The 22,886-nt window shown below is 74.3% G+C and carries 23 protein-coding genes; 8 read left to right on the top strand and 15 right to left on the bottom strand.

What is annotated here, in order from left to right; genetic code table 11:
• Positions 1-56: 56 nt before the first annotated feature.
• The 5 genes from I601_RS04865 to I601_RS04845 form a co-directional block, all read right to left on the bottom strand.
• Positions 57-1,115 carry a DMT family transporter gene (locus I601_RS04865; RefSeq protein ID WP_068106999.1) on the bottom strand — a complete coding sequence of 353 codons (1,059 nt, stop codon included), beginning with the start codon at positions 1,113-1,115 and terminating at the stop codon, positions 57-59.
• Positions 1,112-1,915, bottom strand: a complete 804-nt coding sequence (locus I601_RS04860) for an IclR family transcriptional regulator (protein WP_068106997.1) — start codon at positions 1,913-1,915, stop codon at positions 1,112-1,114. Before I601_RS04860 ends, I601_RS04865 begins: the two co-directional genes overlap by 4 nt.
• A gap of 46 nt (positions 1,916-1,961) precedes the next feature.
• Positions 1,962-2,462: a hypothetical protein gene (locus I601_RS04855; RefSeq protein WP_068106996.1), complete on the bottom strand. Its 501-nt coding sequence runs from the start codon at positions 2,460-2,462 to the stop codon at positions 1,962-1,964.
• A gap of 57 nt (positions 2,463-2,519) precedes the next feature.
• Complete coding sequence (locus tag I601_RS04850; RefSeq protein WP_237089556.1) at positions 2,520-3,737, bottom strand: MFS transporter; 1,218 nt, start codon at positions 3,735-3,737, stop codon at positions 2,520-2,522.
• Between the two features lie 149 nt (positions 3,738-3,886).
• Positions 3,887-5,209: a choice-of-anchor P family protein gene (locus tag I601_RS04845; RefSeq protein WP_068106993.1), complete on the bottom strand. Its 1,323-nt coding sequence runs from the start codon at positions 5,207-5,209 to the stop codon at positions 3,887-3,889.
• A 193-nt stretch (positions 5,210-5,402) separates the two neighbouring features.
• Here I601_RS04845 and I601_RS04840 point away from each other — a divergent pair, with 193 nt between their 5' ends.
• Positions 5,403-6,257, top strand: coding sequence for a patatin-like phospholipase family protein (locus tag I601_RS04840; RefSeq protein WP_068106992.1), 855 nt, complete (start codon positions 5,403-5,405; stop codon positions 6,255-6,257).
• A 130-nt stretch (positions 6,258-6,387) separates the two neighbouring features.
• Here I601_RS04840 and dtd read toward each other — a convergent pair whose 3' ends face one another.
• Positions 6,388-6,819 carry a D-aminoacyl-tRNA deacylase gene (gene dtd, locus I601_RS04835; RefSeq protein WP_068106991.1) on the bottom strand — a complete coding sequence of 144 codons (432 nt, stop codon included), beginning with the start codon at positions 6,817-6,819 and terminating at the stop codon, positions 6,388-6,390.
• Between the two features lie 68 nt (positions 6,820-6,887).
• On the opposite strand from dtd, the gene I601_RS04830 reads away from it, so the two are divergent.
• Entirely contained in the window at positions 6,888-7,283 is a 396-nt protein-coding gene (locus I601_RS04830) for an MmcQ/YjbR family DNA-binding protein (RefSeq protein ID WP_068106989.1), read from the top strand.
• An 8-nt stretch (positions 7,284-7,291) separates the two neighbouring features.
• Here I601_RS04830 and I601_RS04825 read toward each other — a convergent pair whose 3' ends face one another.
• The 8 genes from I601_RS04825 to I601_RS04790 all read right to left on the bottom strand — a co-directional run bounded on the left by I601_RS04825 (position 7,292) and on the right by I601_RS04790 (position 14,576).
• The gene (locus tag I601_RS04825; protein WP_068106986.1) at positions 7,292-8,158 is read right to left on the bottom strand and encodes an HpcH/HpaI aldolase/citrate lyase family protein; all 867 of its coding nucleotides are present in this window, start codon (positions 8,156-8,158) and stop codon (positions 7,292-7,294) included.
• Position 8,159: 1 nt separating this feature from the next.
• Positions 8,160-9,254, bottom strand: a complete 1,095-nt coding sequence (locus I601_RS04820) for an HpcH/HpaI aldolase/citrate lyase family protein (RefSeq protein ID WP_068106984.1) — start codon at positions 9,252-9,254, stop codon at positions 8,160-8,162.
• A 293-nt stretch (positions 9,255-9,547) separates the two neighbouring features.
• Positions 9,548-10,147, bottom strand: coding sequence for a DnaJ family domain-containing protein (locus tag I601_RS04815; RefSeq protein ID WP_084528008.1), 600 nt, complete (start codon positions 10,145-10,147; stop codon positions 9,548-9,550).
• Between the two features lie 24 nt (positions 10,148-10,171).
• On the bottom strand, positions 10,172-10,525 hold the full coding sequence (locus I601_RS04810) for a hypothetical protein (protein WP_068106983.1): 354 nt from the start codon (positions 10,523-10,525) through the stop codon (positions 10,172-10,174).
• The gene (locus tag I601_RS04805; protein WP_068106980.1) at positions 10,522-10,887 is read right to left on the bottom strand and encodes a hypothetical protein; all 366 of its coding nucleotides are present in this window, start codon (positions 10,885-10,887) and stop codon (positions 10,522-10,524) included. Before I601_RS04805 ends, I601_RS04810 begins: the two co-directional genes overlap by 4 nt.
• Positions 10,888-10,947: 60 nt before the next feature.
• Complete coding sequence (locus I601_RS04800; RefSeq protein ID WP_218917750.1) at positions 10,948-12,429, bottom strand: MFS transporter; 1,482 nt, start codon at positions 12,427-12,429, stop codon at positions 10,948-10,950.
• Entirely contained in the window at positions 12,426-13,793 is a 1,368-nt protein-coding gene (locus I601_RS04795; protein ID WP_237089555.1) for a M20 family peptidase, read from the bottom strand. Before I601_RS04795 ends, I601_RS04800 begins: the two co-directional genes overlap by 4 nt.
• 162 nt (positions 13,794-13,955) lie before the next feature.
• On the bottom strand, positions 13,956-14,576 hold the full coding sequence (locus I601_RS04790) for a nitroreductase family protein (RefSeq protein WP_068106978.1): 621 nt from the start codon (positions 14,574-14,576) through the stop codon (positions 13,956-13,958).
• Positions 14,577-14,634: 58 nt separating this feature from the next.
• Here I601_RS04790 and I601_RS04785 point away from each other — a divergent pair, with 58 nt between their 5' ends.
• From I601_RS04785 to hutI, 3 genes are read left to right on the top strand one after another with little or no spacing between them, the layout of a single operon-like run.
• Positions 14,635-15,864: an allantoate amidohydrolase gene (locus I601_RS04785; protein WP_237089554.1), complete on the top strand. Its 1,230-nt coding sequence runs from the start codon at positions 14,635-14,637 to the stop codon at positions 15,862-15,864.
• Positions 15,865-15,872: 8 nt separating this feature from the next.
• Positions 15,873-17,255, top strand: a complete 1,383-nt coding sequence (locus I601_RS04780; RefSeq protein WP_237089553.1) for a formimidoylglutamate deiminase — start codon at positions 15,873-15,875, stop codon at positions 17,253-17,255.
• On the top strand, positions 17,255-18,427 hold the full coding sequence (gene hutI, locus I601_RS04775) for an imidazolonepropionase (protein WP_068106975.1): 1,173 nt from the start codon (positions 17,255-17,257) through the stop codon (positions 18,425-18,427). Before I601_RS04780 ends, hutI begins: the two co-directional genes overlap by 1 nt.
• Before the next feature lie 15 nt (positions 18,428-18,442).
• Here the strand turns inward: hutI and I601_RS04770 are convergent, their stop codons facing one another.
• Positions 18,443-19,837 carry a M1 family metallopeptidase gene (locus tag I601_RS04770; RefSeq protein ID WP_068106973.1) on the bottom strand — a complete coding sequence of 465 codons (1,395 nt, stop codon included), beginning with the start codon at positions 19,835-19,837 and terminating at the stop codon, positions 18,443-18,445.
• Positions 19,838-19,929: 92 nt separating this feature from the next.
• Here I601_RS04770 and I601_RS04765 point away from each other — a divergent pair, with 92 nt between their 5' ends.
• Genes I601_RS04765 through I601_RS04755 form a run of 3 tightly spaced genes read left to right on the top strand, consistent with a single transcriptional unit; the run spans position 19,930 to position 22,861 of the window.
• Entirely contained in the window at positions 19,930-21,285 is a 1,356-nt protein-coding gene (locus I601_RS04765; RefSeq protein ID WP_068106971.1) for a flavin-containing monooxygenase, read from the top strand.
• Positions 21,282-21,890 carry a TetR/AcrR family transcriptional regulator gene (locus I601_RS04760; RefSeq protein ID WP_068106970.1) on the top strand — a complete coding sequence of 203 codons (609 nt, stop codon included), beginning with the start codon at positions 21,282-21,284 and terminating at the stop codon, positions 21,888-21,890. Before I601_RS04765 ends, I601_RS04760 begins: the two co-directional genes overlap by 4 nt.
• On the top strand, positions 21,887-22,861 hold the full coding sequence (locus tag I601_RS04755) for an alpha/beta hydrolase (protein ID WP_068106969.1): 975 nt from the start codon (positions 21,887-21,889) through the stop codon (positions 22,859-22,861). Before I601_RS04760 ends, I601_RS04755 begins: the two co-directional genes overlap by 4 nt.
• The last annotated feature ends 25 nt before the right edge of the window (positions 22,862-22,886 follow it).

The following is a 22,886-nucleotide window of genomic DNA, read 5'->3' as shown; positions in this document are numbered from 1 at the left end:
AGGAGGGAAACGTGCATGAAAAGTGACACATGTTCACGTTGTTGTCGAGACTCAGCTCACAGTGTGGGCGGTCGCTGCCCGGTCTGCGTGGGCTTTGCGTGATCTCGCGGCTCCGGATCCGGCTCCGGGTGCTGGTCCCACCACTCCTGCGGGTCGACGACCTCGGGCACGGCCGGGAGGCCCGCCGAGGGACCGGCGACGGCGGCGACGGCGGCCGGGTCGTCGCGCGACAGCCCGGCGACCGCGGCCAGGATCAGCAGGGCGCCGGCGATGCCGGCGGGGGCCAGGCGCTCGTGGAGCACGAGGGCGGCCAGCACGGCGGCCGACAGGGGCTCGACCAGGGTGACCAGGGCGGCCGCGGCGCCGCTGGTGGTGCGCAGCCCGGCGTAGAAGCTGGCGTAGGCCAGGCCCATCGTGAAGACGCCGAGGTAGACCAGCACCCCGAGCGCCTGCGGGTCGGCGGTGACCCAGGGGCCGCCGGAGAGAAGCGCGAGCGGCACCAGCGCGAGGACGCCGACCGACGTGGTGGCCGCGGTGAGCACCAGCGGCGGCGCCTCGCGGGCGAGCGTGCCGCCCCAGGCGGTGGCCAGGGCGTAGAGCGCGCCCGAGGCGGCCGCGGCGACCAGCCCCGCGACCGGTCGCGGCCCGGACGCCTCGCCGTCCGGGCTGGAGGCGAGACTGACGAGGACCAGACCGACCAGCGCGGCGGCCACCACGAGCAGGCGGCTCGGCGGCGGCACCCGACGCACGCCGAGGGCCTCGGCGACGGTGAGCAGCACCGGGGCCAGGCCCAGGCTGACCACGGTGGCGACGGTGACGCCGACCCAGGTCACCGCCAGGAAGAAGAGCACCTGGAACCCGGCGGTCGAGAGCCCGACGGCGACCACGCGACGGGGCCGGTGCCGCACCATCGCGACCAGCCGCGGGCCGCCGCGACGCAGCAGCAGCAGGCCCAGGATCGGGACGGCGGCCAGCACGATGCGCCAGGCGCTGATGGTCAGCACCGACATCGACACCTGCTCGCGCACCAGCTGCACCCCGAGGCCGCCGGTGCCCCACAGGACGCCGGCGACGCCGATCTGGAGCAGCCCGATCCGACCGCGGCCGCTGCTCACGGGGTCGCCCGCCCGCGCAGGCGACGGGTCAGCTGCGCCGCGGTGCGCCGCACCTGCGTCGCCAGGGCGTCGACGTCGGCGGGGTCGACCTCCGCGACGGGGTAGGTGAGCGCGACCCCGGCCACCGGGTGGTCGTGGTGGTCGCGCACCGCGGCGGCGACGCTGGCCATCCCCTCGCTGACCTCGCCGTCCTCGGTGGCGTGCCCGCGCTGCCGGGTCTGCACGAGCAGCTCGCGCAGCGCGCTCGGCGTCCGGGGGCCCCGGTCGGTGCGCTCGACCAGCGCGTCGCCGGAGGGGTAGGTGGCGCGCACCTGGGCGGCGGAGAGACCGGCGAGCAGCGCCCGGCCGCTGGCGGTGAGGTGGGCCGGGAGGCGCACGCCGACGTCGGTGACGAGCGGGGGGCGGCCCGGGGCCCGCTCCTCGAGGACGTAGAGGACGTCGCGCCCGTGCAGGACGGCCAGGTGGGCGTTGTGGCCGGTGCGGTCGACGAGCGTGGCCAGGGCGTGCCGCGCGATCCGCTGCAGCGGGACCTGCCGGGCGTAGCCGCTGCCGACCTCGAAGGCCGCGACCCCGAGGCCGTAGAGGTGCTCCTCGGGCAGGTGGGTGACGAAACCCTCCTCGGCCATCACCGCGAGCAGGTGGTAGGCCGTGGAGCGGGGCAGGTCGCAGGCGCGCGCGATCCGGTCCACCGGCACCGGGTCGGGCTGGCCGGCCAGGAAGCGCAGCACCCGCAGGGTGCGCGTGGCCGCAGGCACCTGCGAGGCACCCGGGGTCCCCGCGTCCTCGCGCTGCTGCTGCATGGTCGCAGCCTCCCAGACCGGACGGTCCGGGGGACGCGGGGGCCGTTCAGGCGCGGTGGCGACCGTCAGGATCGATGGCGGGGTCCACGGCGGGGTCCACAGCGGGGTCCATGGCGGGGTCCACGGCGGGGTCGGTCGGGGAGTAGTCGTCGGGCGCGGGAGCGGCCTCGGTCACCGGCCCGGTCGCTCCGGCGGGGTGCTCGGGGATCGCCTCGCCGTGCGGGTCGAGGTGGTCGGCGGTGCGCAGCTGATCCTCCTGGCGGGCCTGGTCCTGGGCCAGCAGCCGCTCGGCCTCCGCGGCCTCGCGCTCGGCGATCTGGGCCTCCCTGCGCGCCTCGGCGGCGCGGCCGGCGGCCTCGTCGGCCCGGTCGCGCGACGCCGCGATCGGGCCGTCGTGGGCCGCGGCCTGGGCCCGCAGCTGACCGGCCTGCTCGGCGCGCGCGGCGCGGAGCCGGGAGTTGCGCTGGTTGATCAGGACGACGGCCACGACCACGAGGGCCAGGACGACCAGGACGGCGAGGACGAGGAGGATCATGCTGGTGCTCATGGATGCGTCCTACCCGCTTCCGGCCCGGTCCGAACCCGAATCAGGGCACCGGATCCGTCAGGACAGCGGGCGCTCCTCGCGCACCGGCACCAGGGCGACCGCGACCAGCGGGAACAGCCCGGCCAGCGCGAAGGCGGCGGCGTACCCGATCCGGTCGACGGCCAGCCCGGCGAGCGGGGGCACCGCCGAGGCGGTCAGGTACTGCGCGGTGTTCTGGGCCCCGAGGGCGCGACCCGACCAGTGCGGGCCGGCGCGCTCGGCGACCGCGGTGAAGGCGAGGCCGTTGTCGGCGACGGTCAGCACCGTGGCGATCACGACGAGCGGGACGGCGAGCGCTGCGCCCTGACCGGCCGCCCAGCCCAGCAGCCCCATCGTCAGCCCGGCGGCGACCGCCACCCAGCGCAGCGGACGCAGCCGGCTGGCCACGACGTCGCTGAGCTGGCCCGCGGCGATCCGCCCAAGCGCCCCCGCGAGCTGGGCGAGCGCGACGAGGCTCCCGGCGGCCGCGGCCGACCAGCCCCGGTCGCTGACCAGCCAGACCAGGGCGAAGGTCCACACCAGGAACTGCGGCACCACGAGCAGCACCGAGACACCGTGGATGCGGGCGAGGTAGGAGTCCTGCCGGTAGGGGTTGGCCACCGTCGCGCCGTCGCGCACCGAGGGGCGGGGCGGGTCCTGGACGACCAGGACCACCACGAGCGCGGCCAGCACCGCGGCGGTGACCGGTACGCCGAGCGCCACGGCGACGCCGTACCTCTCGGCGGTCACGGCGATGCTCACTGCCGCGACCCCCACGCCGACCGGCTGGGCCATCTGGCGCACGCCCATGGCCAGCCCGCGGCGGTGGGAGGGGAACCAGCCGACCACCACGCGGCCGCTGGCCGAGCCGGTGCTCGCCGCTGCGGCACCCGCGACCAGGAGCGTGACGAACAGGGCGACCGGCCCGCCCCGGCTGCCGGCGAGCATCGCGACGCCGCCGGACAGTGCGGTCAGGACCAGGCCCGTGACCAGCACGAAGCGTTCACCGCGACGGTCGGTGACCAGGCCCCAGGCGACCAGGGCCAGCACCACGCCGATGATCGGGGCGGCGGCCACCAGGCCGGCCTGCGGCAGCGTGAGCCCGGCGTCGCGCAGCGTGGGGATCAGGAAGGCCGGGCCGTGGATGGTGACCGCGGCGGCGCCCTGGGCCAGCGTCGAGGCCCCCAGCATCGCCCAGCGCAGCCCCGGGCCGGGGGTGGTCGCCGGGGACGGGATCAGGCGGGTCGGGGGGCGCACCGGCCCATCTCACGCGGTCGCCGGGCGTGAGGCCAGCCAGGTCCCCGGATTCGAGGTGTGAGAAACCAGACGGCCCGCGAGGGCCGACCACCTCGGTGGTCGGACCCGTCGCGGGCCGGGGTGCTGCTGGTGCTGCGGGTGCTGGGCGCTCAGCGGTCCGCGATGGACAGCTTCGAGGTGGCCAGGTCGACGACCGCACCGGTGCCGTCGAGCAGCGTGATCCGCAGCCCGATCATCCGGATGCCGTCCTTGACCTTCTTCTTCAGGCCGGTCTCGATCTTGAGCACGCCGGGGATCTCCAGACCGTCGAGGTCCTCGAGGCTCTGCGGGTCGCCGCCACCGCCGGTGATGGAACCGACCTTGGCGGACGCGGAGCGCTTGAGCTTGCCGCTCTTGAGGCGGGTGACCTTGACCTTGGACTCGATGGCGTCGAGGACCAGAGCGCCGCCGCCGAGGTTCACGCTGGCGATCCGGGCTACCTCGGTGCCGACGGCCTTCTTCTTGGTCTGCTTGCCCTTCTGGCGGGCGCTGGCGGCCTGCACGACGATCTGGTCGGCGAGGTTCACGTCGGCGGCGTCGGACTTGTCGAGCTCGCCGTCGGTGCCCAGGCAGGGCATGGTCTGGCGCACGACGCGGCCGACCTGGGCCAGCTCGCCGAGCACGTGGGCCTTCACCGGGATCGCGCTGCCGCCGAAGATGCCGGTCTTGAAGCCCTTCTCCAGCTTCGACATGCTGCGCGCCAGCTTGATGGTGGTGCCGGTGGGGATGACCTCGATGACGACCCCGACGGCGTAGGCGCGCGAGCGGTTCTTGCCGGGCTCGGGGCTCTCGATCGTGCGACCCAGGGTGATCGTGGCCAGGCCCGGGATCGGGATGGTCTGGCCGGGCGAGGGGATCGGGATGGTCTGCGCCGGCAGGCCGCCGGCCGGGGCGAAGGTGATGCCGGCGATCTTGGTGTCGGCGCTGGCCTGGTAGCCGGCCTTCTTCGACCACGAGGCCTTCGTGGTCGAGACGACGCCGTCGATGGACAGCTTGCCCAGAGGCGTGTCGGCGAGGACGACCTCGGCGACCTTGTGCTGGGACTTCTGGAAGGTGACGCCGCCCTTCTTCTTGCTCACGACCTTCGAGTAGACGCCGCGCACGGTCCCGAGGCCGGGCAGCTCGCTCTCCTCGACGAAGTTGCGGTTCTTCTTGCCCGCGATGGTCGTGCAGGCCATCGAGCTGAGGGCGAGGCGGCTGGAGTCGATGGGCAGCTCGCCGCCCTCGATCGAGGTGCCGTAGCCGTTGCCCTTGAAGACGAAGGGGGTGCGCTTTTCCAGGGTGACGGGAGCGGCGGTCCGGGCGGCCGAGGTCGCCTGCGCGGTCGCGTCGGGACGGGGCTCGGCGCTGGCGCTCAGCGTCGGTGCGAGCGAGAGGGTCGCGGTCACGACCGCCGCGGAGGCGATCGTGGTGATGCGGGTGAAGGGGGGCATGAGACTCCTTTGAAACGGGTCCTGGCTCGTCGTGCTGGGCGGGCAGGGTGGTGCTTGGCTCAGGTCCTCCGGGCTGGTAGGGACCAGTCTCCGGGATCTTGGCCGTCGGCGCGGGCGAATCCGCCCACTGGATGGTGAAGAACGTGGGCGGGTTCCGCCGCGTCGCGGTGTCGAGTGGTCCAGACTGTGCGCCATGAAGGCACTCGTGCTCGGCGGCGGCGGCATCACCGGGATCGCGTGGGAGACCGGGCTGCTGGCCGGCCTGGCGGACGCCGGGACCGACCTGAGCACGGCCGACCGGGTCATCGGGACGTCCGCGGGGTCGATCGTCGGCTCCCAGATCACCAGCGACACCCCCCTCGACGAGCTCTACCGGCGCCAGCTGCTCGAGCCGGGTCACCCCGACGGGCCGACCGAGGCGGCGCTGGCCCGGATCGGCCCGCTCGTGCTGGCGACGTACGGCGTGGCGGTGCTGCGCGCCCGCGGCGACGCGGAGGCCTTCGGTCGGCTGCTGGGGCACCGGGCGCAGCGGGCCTCGGCGCGCGGGCGCACGCCGAGCGTGCCCGAGCGCTACGACCAGGTCCGCCAGCGGCTGACCACCACCGAGTGGCCCGCGCAGGACCTCGTGGTGACCGCCGTCGACGCCGACTCCGGTGCGCTGGCGGCCTTCCGGGCCGGCGCCGGGGTCGGGCTCGAGGACGCCGTCAACGCCAGCTGCGCCGTCCCGTGCGTCTACCCGCCCATCGCGATCGGTGGACGCACCTACATCGACGGCGGCCTGCGCTCGGGCGCCAACGCCGACCTCGCCGAGGGCTGCGACCCCGTCATCGTGCTGTCCCCGCTGGACCGCTCGGTGGGGCCGCTGCGCAGCGCGCGCCAGCAGCTCGACGAGCTCGGGGTGCCGCACCTGGTGATCACCCCCGACGACGCCGCTCGGGCCGCGATCGGCAAGAACGTCCTCGACCCCGCCGCCCGTCCGGGATCCGCGCGTGCCGGCCACGCCCAGGCAGCGGCGTACGCCGCCCGGGTGCGCGAGCTCTGGGGCTGAGCCGGCCGGCCGGGAGGTTCATCGGCCGGCCGATGAAGCTCCTGCCGGGACGATGAAACTTCATCGGCCACCCGTCAGGTCCATCGGCCGGCCGATGAAGCATCAGGCCGCCCGAGACCAGGTACGCCGCTCAGCGTGGGCTGTCGAGCAGCATCGTGATGGGCCCGTCGTTGAGGCTCTCCACCGCCATGTCGGCGCCGAACCGGCCGCGCTCGACGTGCGCGCCGAGGCGCTCGAGCTCGGCGCACACCGCGTCGTAGAGCGGCTCGCTGACCGGGCCCGGGGCGGCCGCCTGCCAGGTGGGGCGCCGGCCCTTGCGGGTGTCGCCGTACAGCGTGAACTGGCTGACGACGAGCACCGGTGCGCCGAGGTCGGAGGCCGAGCGCTCGTCGCGCAGCACCCGCAGCTCCCAGATCTTGCGGGCGGTCCAGGCCACGTCGGCCGGGCCGTCGTCGTGGGTGACCCCGAGGTAGACGAGCAGGCCGGGGCCGTCGGTGGCGCCGACGACCTCGCCGTCGACGGTGACCGAGGCGCGCAGGGTTCGCTGGAGGACGGCTCGCACGCGCCCATCCTCACCCACCGGCCGCGGGGCCGGTGGACGGCGTCCCGCGGGTCGAGCAGGCTGGGGTCGTGACCCATCCGCAGATGTTCGACGACGACGACCCGGTGCTCGCCCGGGTGCGCGCGCTCGCGCTGGCCCTGCCCGACGCCGCCATGAAGGTCTCCCACGGCCGGCCGGCGTTCTTCACCACCAAGGTCTTCGCCTACTACGGCGGCTCCGTCAAGGTCGACGGCAGCTACGTGCAGCACGAGCAGTCGGTGATGGTGCTGACCGACCCCGACGACCACCAGGCACTGCTCGAGGACCCGCGGGTCTTCGTGCCGGCCTACCTGGGGCCCTCGGGGTGGCTCGGCGTGGACCTGGACCTGGAGCACTCGGACTGGGACGAGGTCGCCGAGCTGCTCGACGCCTCCTACCGCCGCACCGCCGGGGCGCGCCGGGTGGCGCGCCTCGACGCCGGCTGAGCCGGCCCTCAGCCCTCGAGGGCCTGGACCGCCTCGTGGATCGACAGGGTGCGGCGCGCGGACTCCACGTGCAGGTTCTCGACCATCTTGTTCTTGTAGGTCACCACGCCGGAGCCCTGCCCGTCCTCCCACGCCCGGATCAGGCCCTGGGCGTCCTCGACCGCCTCGGGCGACGGCGCGAACTGCTCGTTGGTGGGCGCGACCTGGCCGGGGTGGATCAGCGTCTTGCCGTCGAAGCCCATCTGGCGACCCTGGGCGCACTCGGCCAGGAAGCCCTCGGCGTCCTTGACGTCGTTGTAGACCCCGTCGAGGATCTGCACCCCGGCGGCGCGGGCGGCCAGCAGGCTCAGCGACAGCGAGGTCAGCAGGGGCGCGCGGCCGGGCACGTGCTCGGCGTACAGCTCCTTGACCAGGTCGTTGGTGCCCATCACCAGCACGGCCAGGCGGTCGGAGGCGGCGGCGATCTCGCGGACGTTGAAGATCGCCTCGGGGGTCTCGACCATCGCCCACAGGCGGGTGTGGTCGGGCGCACCGGCCTTCTCGAGGGCCGCGACGAGGGTGCGGACCTCCTCGGCGCTGTTCACCTTCGGCACCACGACGCCGGCGGGGCCTGCCTGGGCGGCGGCGACCAGGTCGTCGTCGTGCCACTCGGTGCCGATGCCGTTGACGCGGATGGTCACGGTGCGCCGGCCGTACTCGCCCGAGGCGACCGCCGCGGCGGCGCTGCTGCGGGCGGCGGGCTTCGCGTCGGGGGCGACGGCATCCTCGAGGTCGAGGATCAGCCCGTCGCAGGGGATCGACTTCGCCTTCTCCAGCGCCCGCTCGTTGGAGCTGGGCATGTAGAGGACGCTGCGCAGGGGGGTGACGTCGGACATCTCAGGCCTTCTCTCCGGGCAGCTCGATCGCGTCGTACTGCTTCTTCAGCTCGGGGTCGATCGCGGCGAGCTCCTCGGCGAGGTCGACCATCACCAGGCACTGCTTGAGGGAGGCGTCGTCCTCCATCTTGCCGTCGAGCATCACCGCGCCGGTGCCGTCGCCCATGGCCGCGACCACGCGGCGGGCGTGGGTGACGTCCTCGACGCTGGGGCTGAAGACGCGGTTGGCGATCGCGATCTGCTTCGGGTGCAGGCTCCAGGTGCCGACGCAGCCGAGCAGGAACGCGTTGCGGAACTGGTCCTCGCAGGCCACCACGTCGGCGATGTCCCCGAACGGGCCGTAGTAGGGGTAGATGCCGTGCAGGGCGCAGGCGTCGACCATCCGCGAGATCGTGTAGTGCCACAGGTCCTGCTGGTACGTCGTGCGCTCGGCGTTGATGGCGTCCTCGCCGGACCCGGTCGGGTCCTGGCGCACCAGGTAGCCGGGGTGTCCGCCGCCGACGCGGGTGGTCTTCATCCGACGGTCGGCCGCGAGGTCGGCCGGGCCCAGGGAGAGGCCCTGCATGCGGGGGCTGGCGCCGCAGATCTCCTCGACGTTCGCCACGCCGCGCGCGGTCTCGAGGATCGCGTGGACCAGGATCGGCTTCTCGAGCCCGGCCTTCGCCTCGAGCTGGGCCAGGAGCCGGTCGACGTAGTGGATGTCCTCGGCGCCCTGCACCTTCGGCACCATGATCACGTCGAGCTTGTGCCCGATCGCGGGCACCAGGGTGGTCAGGTCGTCGAGCACCCAGGGGCTGTCCAGCGCGTTGATGCGGGTCCACAGCTGGGTGGGCCCGAAGTCAGTCTCCTGGGCGATCTTCACCAGGCCCTCGCGGGCGGCCAGCTTGTTGTCGGCCTTGACCGCGTCCTCGAGGTTGCCGAGCAGCACGTCGACGCTGCCGACCATCTGCGGGATCTTCGCCGCCATCTTCGCGTTGCTGGGGTCGAAGAAGTGGATCGCGCGGCTCGGGCGGGCCGGGATCTCGGTCGGCGGGGTCGGTGCGCCGACGGCGAGAGGGCGGAAGAAGTCCTTGGCGCTGCGGTGGGAGCTGGGCATGCGCGAGAACGTAGCAGCGCTCGGTTACCCCTGGGTATGACCGATCTGACAGTGAACGGGATGGTGCTGGTCCCCGCACGAGCAGTCACTTCTGCACCACCGACCGGTCAGCTCTGCACCTGCGAGCAGTCACATCTGCACCTCGGGCGGCTCCGGTGGGTCCGCGGCCGCGACCGGGCGTCGTACGCAGCTGACCGGTCGAGGGTGCAGAGCTGACTGCTCGGTGGTGCGAAAGTGACCGCTCGAGGGTGCAGAACTGACCGCTCGGTGGTGCGAAAGTGACCGCTCGGCGGTCAGGGGTGGCGGCGCCACCAGGGGCGGCGGGGAGCCCGGGCCGCGGCGGCCTGAGCCTGGGCCTGGGCGCGCATCGCCGCCACCCGCGCCGTACGCCGCTCGCGCCAGGCGCCGAGGGTCGCCTCGACGTCGCGCGGCATGGTGATGAGCGGGGGCGTGCCGTCGACGACGGTGTAGCGCGCCCGGATCACGCGAGCGTTGAAGTCCTCGACCTCGCGGCGGGCCTCGCTCTCGACCGTGAGCGCGTCGAGGAGGTCGTCGAGCCCGGCGTCGTCGCGGCGCAGCTGCAGGCTCGGCGGCAGCACACCGGTGATCTGCTCGCGCTCCACCAGCCGCTTGACCCACCAGTCGGGATCGTGCTCGGTGCCGAGGTCCGCGATCGGTCGGCCGCTGCCGGGCAGGTCGTCGAACTCGCCCTGGGCCATCGCCACCCGGATCTGCTGGTCGACCCACAACGCCTGGTTGCCGATCCGCGCCGCAGCCGCGCTCTCGCCGCTGCGTTTCTGGCGCTCGATCTCGTCGGCGGTGTGCGAGGCGTCGGCGGGGGGCGCGCCGTCTGCGCGCCGGGGCTGCTCGGAGTGGTCGGACGGGTCGGACATGGTCACCACCTCCCTGACCCGATCCTAGGCAGCCCACCCGAGCCGTCCGACCGCGGCGAGGCCGGCCAGTCCGATCACCGCGAGGGCGGTCCAGGCCAGCGCCTGGCTCGTGCCGGGGCTGTGCCGCCGCGACCGGTGGGCCACGACGAGCAGGGTCAGCGACGTCAGCGCGGGGGCCGCCATGATGACGGCGTAGACGAAGCCCACGCCCGCCCACGGGTCGGTGTCGACCCAGGCGCGGGCCGACAGGGCGACGGCCCCGGCCAGGGCCAGGCAGCTGGGCACCAGGGCCAGCAGCGCCGGCACCGCGTACGCCGCGCCGGCGGGCGCGGGGGAGCCGCGTGGCGAGCGGTCGACCGAGCCGGGCGGCGGCCTCACATGGGGACCAGCATGCTGAGGGCGCCGAGCGCCAGCCACGTCATCCCGGCCGCCGCGACGCAGGCCAGCACCAGCGAGAACACGGGGGAGCGGTGCCGCAGCCAGTGCGCGGCCGCGAGCAGCGACAGGGCCACACCCATGGGCACCAGCAGGAAGAGGGCGAAGAGGTAGCCGAAGGAGGAGTACTCGCCGGGGTCGGTGGCGGCGTACACGCACAGGACCACCGCGCCGACCAGCACGGGGGCGCTGAGCGCCAGCACGATCCACGCCGCGATCCGGTAGGCCGTGCGGACCTGGGCGGGGTGGGCGGTCGGCGGCGCGGCGCCGTACGTCGTCGGGGTGGGGCCGGTCTGCGAGTCCATGGGCACAGCCTGCCCCGTGGACGCCCGGTCAGTCGTGAGCCCGGGTACCCAGACAGGTGGTCAGAGGACCGGCACCACGTCGACCGCCGCCTCGGGCCCGGCCTCGACCGGACGCGGCATCATCAGCAGCACCAGCGCGGCGGCGACGGCCGAGACCGAGCAGATCGCCCACACGGTCAGGTAGCCCGACAGCGGGGCCTGCCCGGCGCCCGGCTCGTCGAGGGACCCTGTCGAGGCCAGGGCGATCGCGAACACCGAGCTGGCGAAGGCGCCGCCGACGGTCTTGGTCGCGTTGGTCATCCCGGTCGCGAATCCGGTCCGGTCGGCCGGGGCCGCGGCCGCCGCGGTGGCCGGCAGCGCGGCGACCAGGGCGCCCGAGCCGAGGCCGGCGATCGCCATGTTGAGCAGCGTCTGGGTCGTGGAGTCGTGGAAGGGCAGGAACAGCCCGTAGCCCAGCGCCACCAGCAGCGCGCCGCCGACCAGCGCGCCGCGGGGGCCGAGCAGGCGCGCGCTGAGCGGCAGCGTGAGGGCGCCGATGGCGAGGAAGACGACGTAGACGCCGACCAGCGTGGAGACGAAGGCGGCGTCCGCGCCGAGCCCGTAGCCCGTCACCTCGGGGTCCGTGCGCGCGAAGGTGGACAGGGGGATCTGCGCGCCGAGCACGGAGATGCCGAAGAGGAACGCGGTCAGCTGCACCGGCCACTGCCCGCGCGTGGCCAGCAGGCGCACGTCGATCATCGGGTCGGCGCGCGCTGCCTCGACGCGGTGGAACGGCACCAGCACCAGCAGGCCGGCGCCGATCAGCAGCCACGGCAGGAGGCTGCCGGGGCCCTGGAGACGGACCGCGATCAGGCCCCCCATCACCAGCAGCAGTGCGGTGGTGACCAGGCCCAGGCCGGGCCAGTCGAACCCGCCGGTGGCCTCGCCGGGGGTGTCGTCGATGCCGACCCAGATCACCACGAAGCACACGGTGACCACGACCGCAGGCAGGGCGAGCAGCACCGTCATCGAGGTGGCCTCGACGAGCGTCCCCGAGGTGAGCGCGCCGATGATGACGGCCAGCTCGAGGGCCCCGACCAGGACCGCGGCCGAGCGCCGGGTCAGCACGCCCTGGCGCCCGGTGCCGGCGGTGCGGCGGTAGATGATCGCGACCTCCAGTGGCAGCCAGACGACGTAGAAGCCCTGGAGCGCCCAGGCGACGAGGAAGGTCTCGAAGGACGGCGCGAACGCCACCCCCCACGAGCCGACCGCGGTCACCGCGGTCGAGATCAGCAGCACCTTCTTGTGCCCCACCAGGTCGCCCAGCCGGGCCAGCGGCGGCACGCACAGCGCCGACACCAGCAGCTGGGCCGCCTCGAACCAGTTGACGTCGGCGTCCTGGATGCCCAGGTGCGCCGCGATGTCGCTGAAGATCGGCGTGTAGTAGCCCTGCAGGATGCCGCTGGCCAGCTCCACGACGACGAGGAAGCCGACGAGCGTGGCCAGGCCGCGGACGCCGGGCGTGGTGCCGGACCGGGTCGGGGCGGGGGGAGTCGTGGTCACGGGAGCCTCTCGATGAGTCGGCGGTACCAGTCGACGCCGTCGAGGAAGGCCTCGACGCCGAGGTGCTCGTCGTAGGAGTGGATCGACTCGCGCTGCGCCTTGGTCATCCGGAACGGCGCGAAGCGGTAGACGCGCTCGCAGATCGCGGTGAAGTGGCGCGAGTCGGTGGCGGCCATCATCACGTACGGCGCCGGCACGGCGTCGGGGAAGACCTCGGTGATGGTGTCCTCGAGCAGCGCGAACGCCTCGTCGACCTCGGTGTAGCCACCGGCGCCGTCGACCACGGAGTACGGCGAGACGGGGCTGGCCTCGCCCGACTCGAGGACGTCCACCTCGACGCCGTCGCCGACGGTGCGCCGCACGTGGGCCAGCACGTCGGACACGGTGTCGCCGACCATGAGGCGCAGGTTGACCCCGGCGCGGGCGGTGCTGGCGATGACGTTGAGCGCCGGGGAGCCGGACAGCGTGGTCACGGCGACCGTGGTGCGCGCCATCGCGGCGGTCTCGGGGCCGGCGGCGAGCAGGGCGCGGGTCAGCACCGGGCGCAGCCGGTCGGCGCGGGCCATCAGCGGGCGCAGCGGGAGCGGCGCGTGCGGGGCCAGCCGGCGGAAGAGCTCGATGGTGGGGCCGGGCAGGCTCGCCGGCAGCGGGGCCCTCTCCAGGGCGGTGATGGCGCGGGCGATCCGGGCGGTCGGGCCGTTGCGCGCCGGGGTGGAGGCGTGCCCGCCGCGGCCCTCCGCGCGCAGCTCGACCGAGGTGGTGCCCTTCTCGGTGACCCCGATGACCCCGATCGGCGCCCCCACGCCGGGGAACGCCTCGGACGCGATCGCGCCGCCCTCGTCGAGCACGAACCACGGGCGTACGCCGCGCTGGCGCAGCTCGGCGACGGCCAGGGGCGCGGCGAGCCCGAAGACCTCCTCGTCGCAGCCGAAGGAGAGCCACAGGTCCTGGGCGGGGGTGTGCCCGCGCTCCAGGAGGGTCTCGACGGCCTCGCAGATGCCGACCAGGCAGCCCTTGTCGTCGAGGGTGCCGCGGCCCCAGATGCAGCCGTCGGCGATCGCGGCCGAGAAGGGCGGGTGCTGCCACTCGCCCTCGACGGGGACCACGTCGAGGTGCGCCATCAGCACCACGGGGCGCTCGTCGCTGGACCCGCGCCAGTGGAGGAGCAGGCCGTGGGTGTGCACCCGCGTCAGGTGCAGGTGCTCGTGGAGCAGCGGGAACTGCCGCTCGAGCTCCTCGAGGAAGGCGTCGAAGGCCGCCGTGTCGACCTGTGCGGGGTCGCGGTGGCTCACCGTCGGGATCCGCACCAGCGCCTGCAGCTTGCCCACCGCGCGGTGCTGCTCCGCGCCCTCCCTCAAGGTCACCGGCGGCAGGCTACGCCGCGCGGGGTGTCCGGCGCGGCGGAACGCGGTGGTTTCGGGCGGCCGGGAGGCGGGTCTCGCATCCGAGACAGCAGGGCGGTGGGGGTCGTTGACCGGGGGCGGGCGGGTGGCTGGACTGGGGGCGTGTCCTCCTGCCATCCGCGCTCAGCCCCAGCCGCCCCGGTGCACCACGTCGTCGGTGGGGCGGCGTCGGCGGCTGGCGGGCGACCCCGTGCTGCCGGGGTCCTCGGCGCGGTGTCCGACGGTGATCACGCCGATCGGGTCGACGTCGTCGGGCATCGCGAACTCGTCGCGCACCTCGGGCTCGCGGTGCGGCGGCAGCCCGAAGAAGCAGGCGCCCAGGCCCTCGTCGACGGCGGTCTGCAGGATCAGCAGGCTGGCCATCGCCGCGTCCATGTGCCAGTAGGGCACCGTCCACGGGTCGCCCGCCGGCGAGCCGTTGCGACGCCGGGTGCCGTCCTTGTCGGGTTGTGCGTAGCGGTCGAGGTAGGCCGCGCGGCTGCTGCACGGCACGATCACGACCGGCGCGCGCATCATCCCCGCCAGCCAGCGGTCCGGTGCGTCGACGTCGTCGGAGGTCGCACGCCAGAAGCGGCGTACGTCGTCGGGGGTGTCGAGCACCAGGAACGACCAGCCCTGGCTGAAGCCGGCGTTGGGCGCGCGGGTGGCGTTGTCGAGCATCCGGTCGACCTGGGCGCGCTCGACCGGCCGCTCGGCGTAGTTGCGCACCATCCGGCGGCGACGGACGACGTCCTGGAACTCCATGGCGCTGATTATGGCTGTGAGCAGCGGGAGCAGAGCGAGTCGAGAGGCAGATGGCACCGTGGCTGATGACTTCGAGGCCATGTGGGGCGCGCTCAGCCCGGTGGGACGCTCGGCGCAGAGCGGCGGCTACTTCCGCCAGCCGTTCCGCACGGCCGAGAGCGAGCTGCGGTCGTGGTTCGTCGAGGCCTGCACCGCCCGGGGGCTGCGCCTCGAGGGCGACGGCCTGGGCAACCTCGTGGGCTGGTGGGGCGAGGAGCACGCGACCCGGCCTGACGAGCGGCTGCTGACCGGCTCGCACCTCGACTCCGTCCTCGACGGCGGCGCGTACGACGGCCCCCTCGGCGTGGTCTCCGCGCTCGCGGCGGTGGACCGGATGCGCGAGCGCGGGGTGGTGCCCTCGCGCCCGATCGGGGTCTCGGTGTTCGTCGAGGAGGAGGGCTCGCGCTTCGGGCTGGCCTGCCTGGGTTCACGGCTGCTGACCGGGGCCACCACCTGGGAGCACGCGCGCGAGCTGCGCGACCGGGACGGGGTGGCGCTGCCCGACGCGCTGGCCGCGGTGGACCTGCCCGGGCTCGACCCGGGCGCCGGCGACGCCCGCGACCTGCTGGCCGGGGTGACCACGTTCGTGGAGCTGCACGTCGAGCAGGGCCGGGCGCTGGTCGACCTGGGCCACGCGATCGGGGTGGCGAGCGGGATCTGGCCGCACGGGCGCTACCGGTTCGAGATGACCGGCACGGCCGACCACGCCGGCACCACGCGGATGGAGGACCGCGCCGACCCGATGCTCACCTACGCGATGACGGCGCTGGCGGCCGACGAGCAGGCCCGTCTCACCGGGGCCCGCGCCACGTTCGGCCGGATCGAGGTCGAGCCGAACGGCACCAACGCCGTGCCCTCGCGGGTCACCGGCTGGCTCGACGCCCGCTGCGAGGACGAGGCCGCGCTCTCCGAGCTCGTCGCCGCCGTGGAGCGCCGGGCCCAGCAGCGCGCCGAGACTGACGGCACCGCGGTGCGGGTGGTCGCGGAGTCCGTGTCCGGGCTGGTGACCTTCGACCCCGCCCTGGCCCGCCACGTCGCCGGCGACCACGCTGTCGGCGACTGGCCGGTGCTGCCCACCCAGGCCGGCCACGACGCCGGCGTCCTCTCGACCGCGGGCATCCCCACGGTGATGCTGTTCGTGCGCAACCCCTCCGGCGTCTCGCACTCCCCGGCCGAGTCGGCGACGGTGCCCGACTGCCTGGTCGGCGTCGACGCCCTCGCCGACACCCTCGAGCGGCTGTGCCGGTGAGTGGGCCGGTGAGTGGGCCGGTGTCGTCGTACCTGCTCGAGCGCGCCTGGGTCGAGGACCGGGTCGTGGACGACGTCCTGGTCGAGATCGAGGCGGGCCGGTTCACCAGGGTCGAGGCGTTGGGGGGATCCCGTAGGGGTTCGGGTGCTGCAACACCCTCTCGCCTACGGTTTCCCCGGGTACCCGGGGAAACCGCGCGGGTCCCCGGCCTCACCCTCCCCGGCCTGGCCAACCAGCACAGCCACGCCTTCCACCGGGCGCTGCGGGGGCGCACCCAGCGCGGGGGCGGGACGTTCTGGACCTGGCGCGAGCAGATGTACGACCTGGCCGGTCGGCTGGACCCCGACGACCACCTCGACCTGGCCACGGCGCTCTACCGCGAAATGGTGGCCGTCGGGATCACGACGGTCGGGGAGTTCCACTACCTGCACCACGCCCCGGACGGCCGGGCCTACGCCGAGCCCAACGAGACCGGCCTGGTGCTGGTCGAGGCCGCGCGCCGTGCCGGGCTGCGGATCGCGCTGCTCGACACCTGCTACCTCTCCTCCGGGTTCGGTGCCCCGGTCGAGGGAGCCCAGGTCCGCTACACCGACGGGGACGCCGATCGGTGGGCCCAGCGGGTCGAGGCCCTCGACGCCGCCACCGGCGCCGACGACCACGTCGTCGTCGGCGCGGCCGTGCACTCGGTGCGCGCCGTGCCCCGCGACCAGCTCCCGACGGTCGTCGAGGCGGCCCGCGGGCGGCCGCTGCACGTGCACCTCAGCGAGCAGGTCGCCGAGAACGACGCCTGCCGAGCGGCGTACGACGCCTCGCCCACGCAGGTGCTGGCCGAGGCGGGGGTGCTGGGCCCGGCGACCTCCGCCGTGCACGCGACCCACCTCGACGCCGCCGACGTGCGCGCCCTCGGCACCAGCCGCACCCGCGCGTGCTTCTGCCCGACCACCGAGCGCGACCTCGGCGACGGCGTCGGACCGGCCCGGGCGCTCCACGAGGCCGGCAGCGCGCTGACGCTGGGCTCGGACAGCCACGCCGTGGTTGACCTCTTCGAGGAGATGCGGGCGGTCGAGCTCGACGAGCGGCTGGTCAGCCGGCGTCGCGGGCACTGGGCGGGCGCCGAGCTGCTGGAGGCGGGGCTGCGCCACGACGCGCTCGGGTTCGCCGACGCCGGAGCCCTCCGGGTCGGTGCCCGCGCCGACCTGGTCACCCTCGACACCGTCGGCCCCCGCACCGCCGGCACCGGCGCCGACGAGCACACCGCGGTGTTCGCTGCCACCGGTGCCGACGTCACGCAGGTCGTCGTGGACGGTCGCCTCGTGCACACCCGCGACCGGCTGCCCGAGATCGGGCGCGATCTCGCCACCGTCATCGACCGGCTCTGGAAGGACTCCTGATGGCCTCGCTCCTGCTGACCGGCATCGCCGAGCTGAGCACCAACGACCCCGCCCGCCTCGAGCAGGGCGGTGTGCTCGGGCTGGTCCACGACGCCGCGGTGGTGATCGAGGGCCACCACGTCGCCTGGGTCGGTGCGGCCGCCGACGCACCCGCCGCCGACGCCGCGGTCGACCTCGGCGGGCGGGCGGTGCTGCCCGGCTTCGTCGACAGCCACAGCCACCTGGTCTTCGCCGGCGACCGCTCGGCCGAGTTCGCGGCCCGGATGGCCGGCGAGAGCTACTCCGCCGGCGGCATCCGCACCACGGTGGCCGCCACCCGGGCCGCCAGCGACGAGCAGCTGCTGGCGCACGCCGCTGGGCTCGTCGCGGAGATGCGCCGCCAGGGCACCACCACCGTCGAGATCAAGAGCGGCTACGGACTCAGCGTCCACGACGAGGCCCGCTCGCTCGCCGTGGCCCGCCGGCTCACCGAGGAGACCACCTTCCTCGGCGCCCACGTCGTGCCCCCCGAGCACGCGGGTGACCCGGCGGCGTACGTCGCGCTGGTCACCGGCCCGATGCTCGAGGCCGCCGCGCCGCACGCCCGCTGGATCGACGCGTTCTGCGAGCGCGGCGCCTTCGACGCCGACCAGGCCCGGGCCGTCCTCGAGGCCGGCGCCGCCGTGGGCCTGCGTGGTCGCCTGCACGCCAACCAGCTCGGTCCCGGCCCGGGGGTGCAGCTGGCCTGCGAGCTGGGGCTGGTCGCGGTCGACCACTGCACCCACCTCGACGCCGCCGACGTCGACGCGCTGCGCGACAGCGGCACCATCGCCACGCTGCTGCCGGGCGTGGAGTTCTCCACCCGCCAGCCCTACCCCGACGCCCGCGCCCTGCTCGACGCCGGCGTGCAGGTCGCGCTCGCCTCCGACTGCAACCCCGGTTCGTGCTTCACCAGCTCGATCCCGTTCTGCGTCGCGCTCGCGGTCCGCGAGATGGGGATGACGCCCGCCGAGGCGGTGCGCGCGGTGACCCTGGGCGGGGCCCGGGCCCTGGCCCGCGAGGACGTCGGGGCGCTCGTGGCGGGCCGACGGGCCGACCTGGTGGTGCTGGACGCGCCCAGCCACGTGCACCTGGCCTACCGGCCCGGGGTGCCGCTGGTGCGCGACGTCTACCGCGCCGGCGTCCCCCAGTAGTGCCGCCCCGGCCGCTCAGTAGCCCCGCGGCTTGCCGTCATGCACCAACCAGTCGCGGAATAGCCCGCTGAGCTCCTCGCCCGAGACCCGCTCGGCGAGTCGCACGAGGTCGGCGGTGCGCACGTTGGCGTCGTGGTGCCGCGTGGTCCAGGCCCGCAGGACGGCGAAGAAGTCGCGGTCGCCGACCTCGCGGCGCAGCGCGTGCAGGGTCATCGCGCCGCGGACGTAGACCGGCTGGCCGAACAGGTCGGCGGGGTCGGTGAACCGGGTAGGGGCGGGGCTCCACAGGTCGTCGGAGGCGGGTCGGTCGTAGAGCGCCTGGAACCGCTCGCCGGGTCGGGGGCCGCCGTGCTCGGCGTCGTAGAGCCACTCGGTGTAGGCCGCGAACCCCTCGGCGAGCCAGATGTCGTGCCAGTCGGTGAGGGTGACCGCGTTGCCGACCCACTGGTGGGCGACCTCGTGCACCACCGTCGACGTGGTCGCCGCGCCCGGCGGGTAGAAGGCCCGGGTCTGGGTCTCGAGCGCGTAGCCGACCCGGGCGTCGTCGACGACGAGGCCGGCGGAGGTGAAGGGGTAGGGCCCGTAGAGACGCTCGCCGAAGGCGATGATCTCGGGCAGGGCCGCCCGGGCCTTCGCGGCGTCCCCGGTGGTGACGTCGGTGAAGGACCAGATCGGCAGGGTCCGGCCGTCGATCGAGGTGGTCTCCGACTCGTGCACGTCGAACTGCCCGATCGCGACCATCGCGAGGTAGGTGGCCATCGGGTCGCGGGCGTCCCACTCCCAGGTGGTCGACGCCGCGGTCTCCTCGCGGCCCACGAGGTCGCCGTTCGCCACGACCTCGTAGCCGGTCGGCACCGTGATCTCGTAGTGGAAGCGGGCCTTGTCGCCCGGGGTGTTGTTGGAGGGCAGCCAGGTCATCGCGCCCACGGGCTCGCCCAGCGCGATCGCGCCGTCGGCGGTGCGCACCCAGCCCTCGGTGCTGCCGTCGGCGTCGGTGTGCTCGGGCGGCACGCCCCTCCAGGAGACCGACACCGTGAACCGACCGCGGCGCACCGGCTCGTCGGGGGTGACGACCAGCTCGTGGGCGCCGGTACGCCGGTGCCGCGCCGCGACGCCGTCCACCAGCACCTCGGTGACGCGCGGCCCGGAGAAGTCGAGGTGGAAGGAGTCGAGGGTGCGCCGGGCGCTCGCGCGCACCTGCACCGTGGCGTCGGCGCGGTTGGTCAGCGGCTGGTAGTCCATCGCGACGTCGTAGCTGCGCACCTGGTAGCCGCTGTTGCCCTGCTGCGGGAAGAGCGTGTCGCCGGCGGGGCGGGCCGCGGCGGGGGCCGCCGGCAGCAGCGTGGCGCCGAGCACGAGGGCGACGAGGGCGGGGGCCAGGCGCGCAGCGGGGCGCAAGGGGGTGGGCACCGGGCAAGCGTAGGCGCCCGGGCACAGTTGACGCGCGTCAATTGGCGATCTAGCGTGCTCCACGTCACACCCCCGCTGCCCCAGGAGACCTCGTGCCCGATCCGACCCCGCCGACCACCGCCGTCATCGGCGCCGGCATCAGCGGGTTGACCGCCGGCAAGATGCTCGGCGACTACGGCGTCCCCTACACCTGCTACGAGTCCTCCGACCGCGTCGGCGGCAACTGGGCCTTCGCCAACCCCAACGGGCACAGCAGCGCCTACCGCTCGTTGCACATCGACACCTCCAAGCACCGGCTGTCCTTCAAGGACTTCCCGATGCCCGAGCACTACCCCGACTTCCCCCACCACACGCAGGTCAAGGACTACCTCGACTCCTACGCCGACACGTTCGGCCTGCGCGAGCACATCGAGTTCCGCAACGGCGTCGAGCACGCCGCCCCCGCCGCGGGCGGTGGCTGGGACCTGCGGCTGCAGTCCGGCCAGGAGCGCCACGTCGACCTGCTCGTGGTCGCCAACGGCCACCACTGGGACCCGCGCATCGCCGACTTCCCCGGTGAGTTCACCGGCACCGAGATCCACTCCCACCACTACATCGACCCCCGCGACCCGCTGGACTTCAGCGGCAAGCGGATCCTCGTGGTCGGCCTGGGCAACAGCGCCGCCGACATCACCGTCGAGCTCTCGAGCCGCAGCCTGCAGAACGAGGTCACGCTCTCGACCCGCTCGAGCGCCTGGATCGTGCCGAAGTACACCGGCGGCGTGCCGGCCGACAAGTACTACGTGACCACGCCGTACCTGCCGCTGGCCTGGCAGCGCAAGATGCTGCAGAAGATGCAGTTCATGGCCGGCTCCAACCCCGAGCTGTACGGCCTGCCCAAGCCCAACCACAAGTTCGGGGAGGCGCACCCGACGCAGTCGGTCGAGCTGCCGCTGCGGCTGGGCTCCGGCGACGTCACGCCCAAGCCGAACGTCTCGCTGCTCGACGGCTCCACGGTGCACTTCGAGGACGGCACGTCCGGCGAGTTCGACATCATCGTCTACGCGACCGGCTACAACATCACCTTCCCCTTCTTCGACCCCGCGGTCATCAGCGCGCCCGACAACCAGATCCGCCTCTTCAAGCGGATGTTCCTGCCCGAGCGCGACGACGTGGTCTTCATGGGCTTCGCCCAGGCCACCCCGACGCTCTTCCCGTTCGTCGAGTCCCAGGCGCGCCTGCTCGGTGCCTACGCCGTGGGTCGCTACCGCCTGCCCGACGCCGCGAGCCGGGAGCAGGTCATCGACGCCGACCAGCAGAAGTACACCGGGCACGTGCTCGACCGGCCGCGGCACACCCAGCAGCTCGACTACTTCCTCTACGAGCACGACCTGCGCACCAAGGAGATCCCGGCAGGGGTCAAGCGTGCCGAGCGCCTCGGCGGCGGTCTGCTCGCGGGCACCCGGTGACCGACGTCGACACCGCGCAGAGCACCCCGCGCGGCGACCAGCGCCGCGCCGCCCTGCTCACCGCGCTGGACGGACTGCTGCAGGACTCCTCGCTCGAGGCCATCAACATCGCCGAGATCTCGCGGCGGGCCGGGGTGACCCGCTCCGCCTTCTACTTCTACTTCGAGAACAAGGCGTCGGCGGTCGCGGCGCTGATGGGCCAGATGTACGACGACACCTCGGCCGCCGCGGCGCACCTCACCGCCGCAGGCACGCCGCAGGAGCGGATCGAGGCCACCATCCGCGGCGTCTTCGCCAGCTGGGACAAGCACGAGCACCTGTGCCGCGCCACGCTCGAGGCGCGCGCCACCAGCCCCGCGGTGCGCGAGCTGTGGGACTCCGACCGGGAGTCCTTCGTGCCGGTCGTGGCCGCGATGATCGACGAGGAGCGGGCCGCCGGCCGTGCCCCGGGCGGCGTACCCGCCGCCACGCTGGCCACCGTGCTGCTCGAGCTCAACGACCGGATGCTGGAGCGGATCGCCGTCGGCGGGCCGCTCGGGCGCGAGGAGCTGGTCGAGGGCGTGGTCACGGTGTGGCTGCGCACCATCTATGGGAGGACGTCATGACCGACACCACCACCGTCACCACCGCCTCGGCGGCCCCGGACACCACCGCTTCCCCCGGGCACCGCGAGGTGCGCTTCGCCTCCGGGGGCGAGGAGTGCGTGGCCACCCACGTGCCGGCCGCCCACGACGGGCTCGCGGGCGCGGCCGGGCGTCCGGTCGTGGTGATGGCCCACGGCCTGGCCGGGACCGTCGACTCCGGGCTGCTGCCCTTCGCCGACGGCCTGGCCGCGGCCGGTCTCGACGTGCTCGCCTTCGACTACCGCGGCTTCGGTCTCTCCGGCGGCCGGACCCGCCAGCGGGTCTCGGTGGCCGACCAGCTCGAGGACTACCGCGCCGCCGCGCAGGCCGCGGCCGGCCTGCCGGGCGTCGACGGGCGCCGCCTCGTGCTCTGGGGCGTCTCGCTCGCCGGCGGGCACGTGCTGGCGGTCGCCGCGGGACGCGACGACGTCGCTGCGGTGGTCTCGCTGACCCCGCTCGTCGACGGCGCCGCGGCCGGCCGACTGGCGCTGCGCCACCACTCGGCGCTGACCCTGGGCCGCTCGACCGTCGACGGGGTGCGCAGCAGGCTGCTGGCCTCCCGCCGGGGCCCGGTCATGGTGCCGGTCGTCGCCGAGCCCGGTCAGCAGGGCGCCTTGACCCTGGCGGGCTGCAAGGACGACTACCTGGCGCTGGCCGGGCCGTCGTTCCGCAACGAGGTCGACGCCGCGGTCGCCCTCGAGCTGGGCGGCCACCGGCCCGGCAAGCGGGCCGCGGAGGTCACCTGCCCGCTGCTGGTGCAGATCGAGGACTTCGACCGGTTGGCGCCGCCGCACGCGGCGGCCAAGGCGGCGGTCAAGGGGCGCGCCGAGGTCCGGCACTACCCGGGCGACCACTTCGACGTGTGGCCGGGCAAGGCGCACTTCGACGCCGTGCTGGCGCACCAGGTCCACTTCCTCACCCGGCACCTGGTGCCAGGGACGGCTGCCGGCTGAGCCTCGACAAGACGGGGTCGCGTAC

Origin of the sequence: Nocardioides dokdonensis FR1436 (genome assembly GCF_001653335.1) — a bacterium.
In the GTDB taxonomy this organism is placed as follows: domain Bacteria; phylum Actinomycetota; class Actinomycetes; order Propionibacteriales; family Nocardioidaceae; genus Nocardioides; species Nocardioides dokdonensis.
The sequence above is the reverse complement of the archived record's forward strand: the minus strand, read 5'-3'. Positions and strand labels throughout refer to the sequence as shown.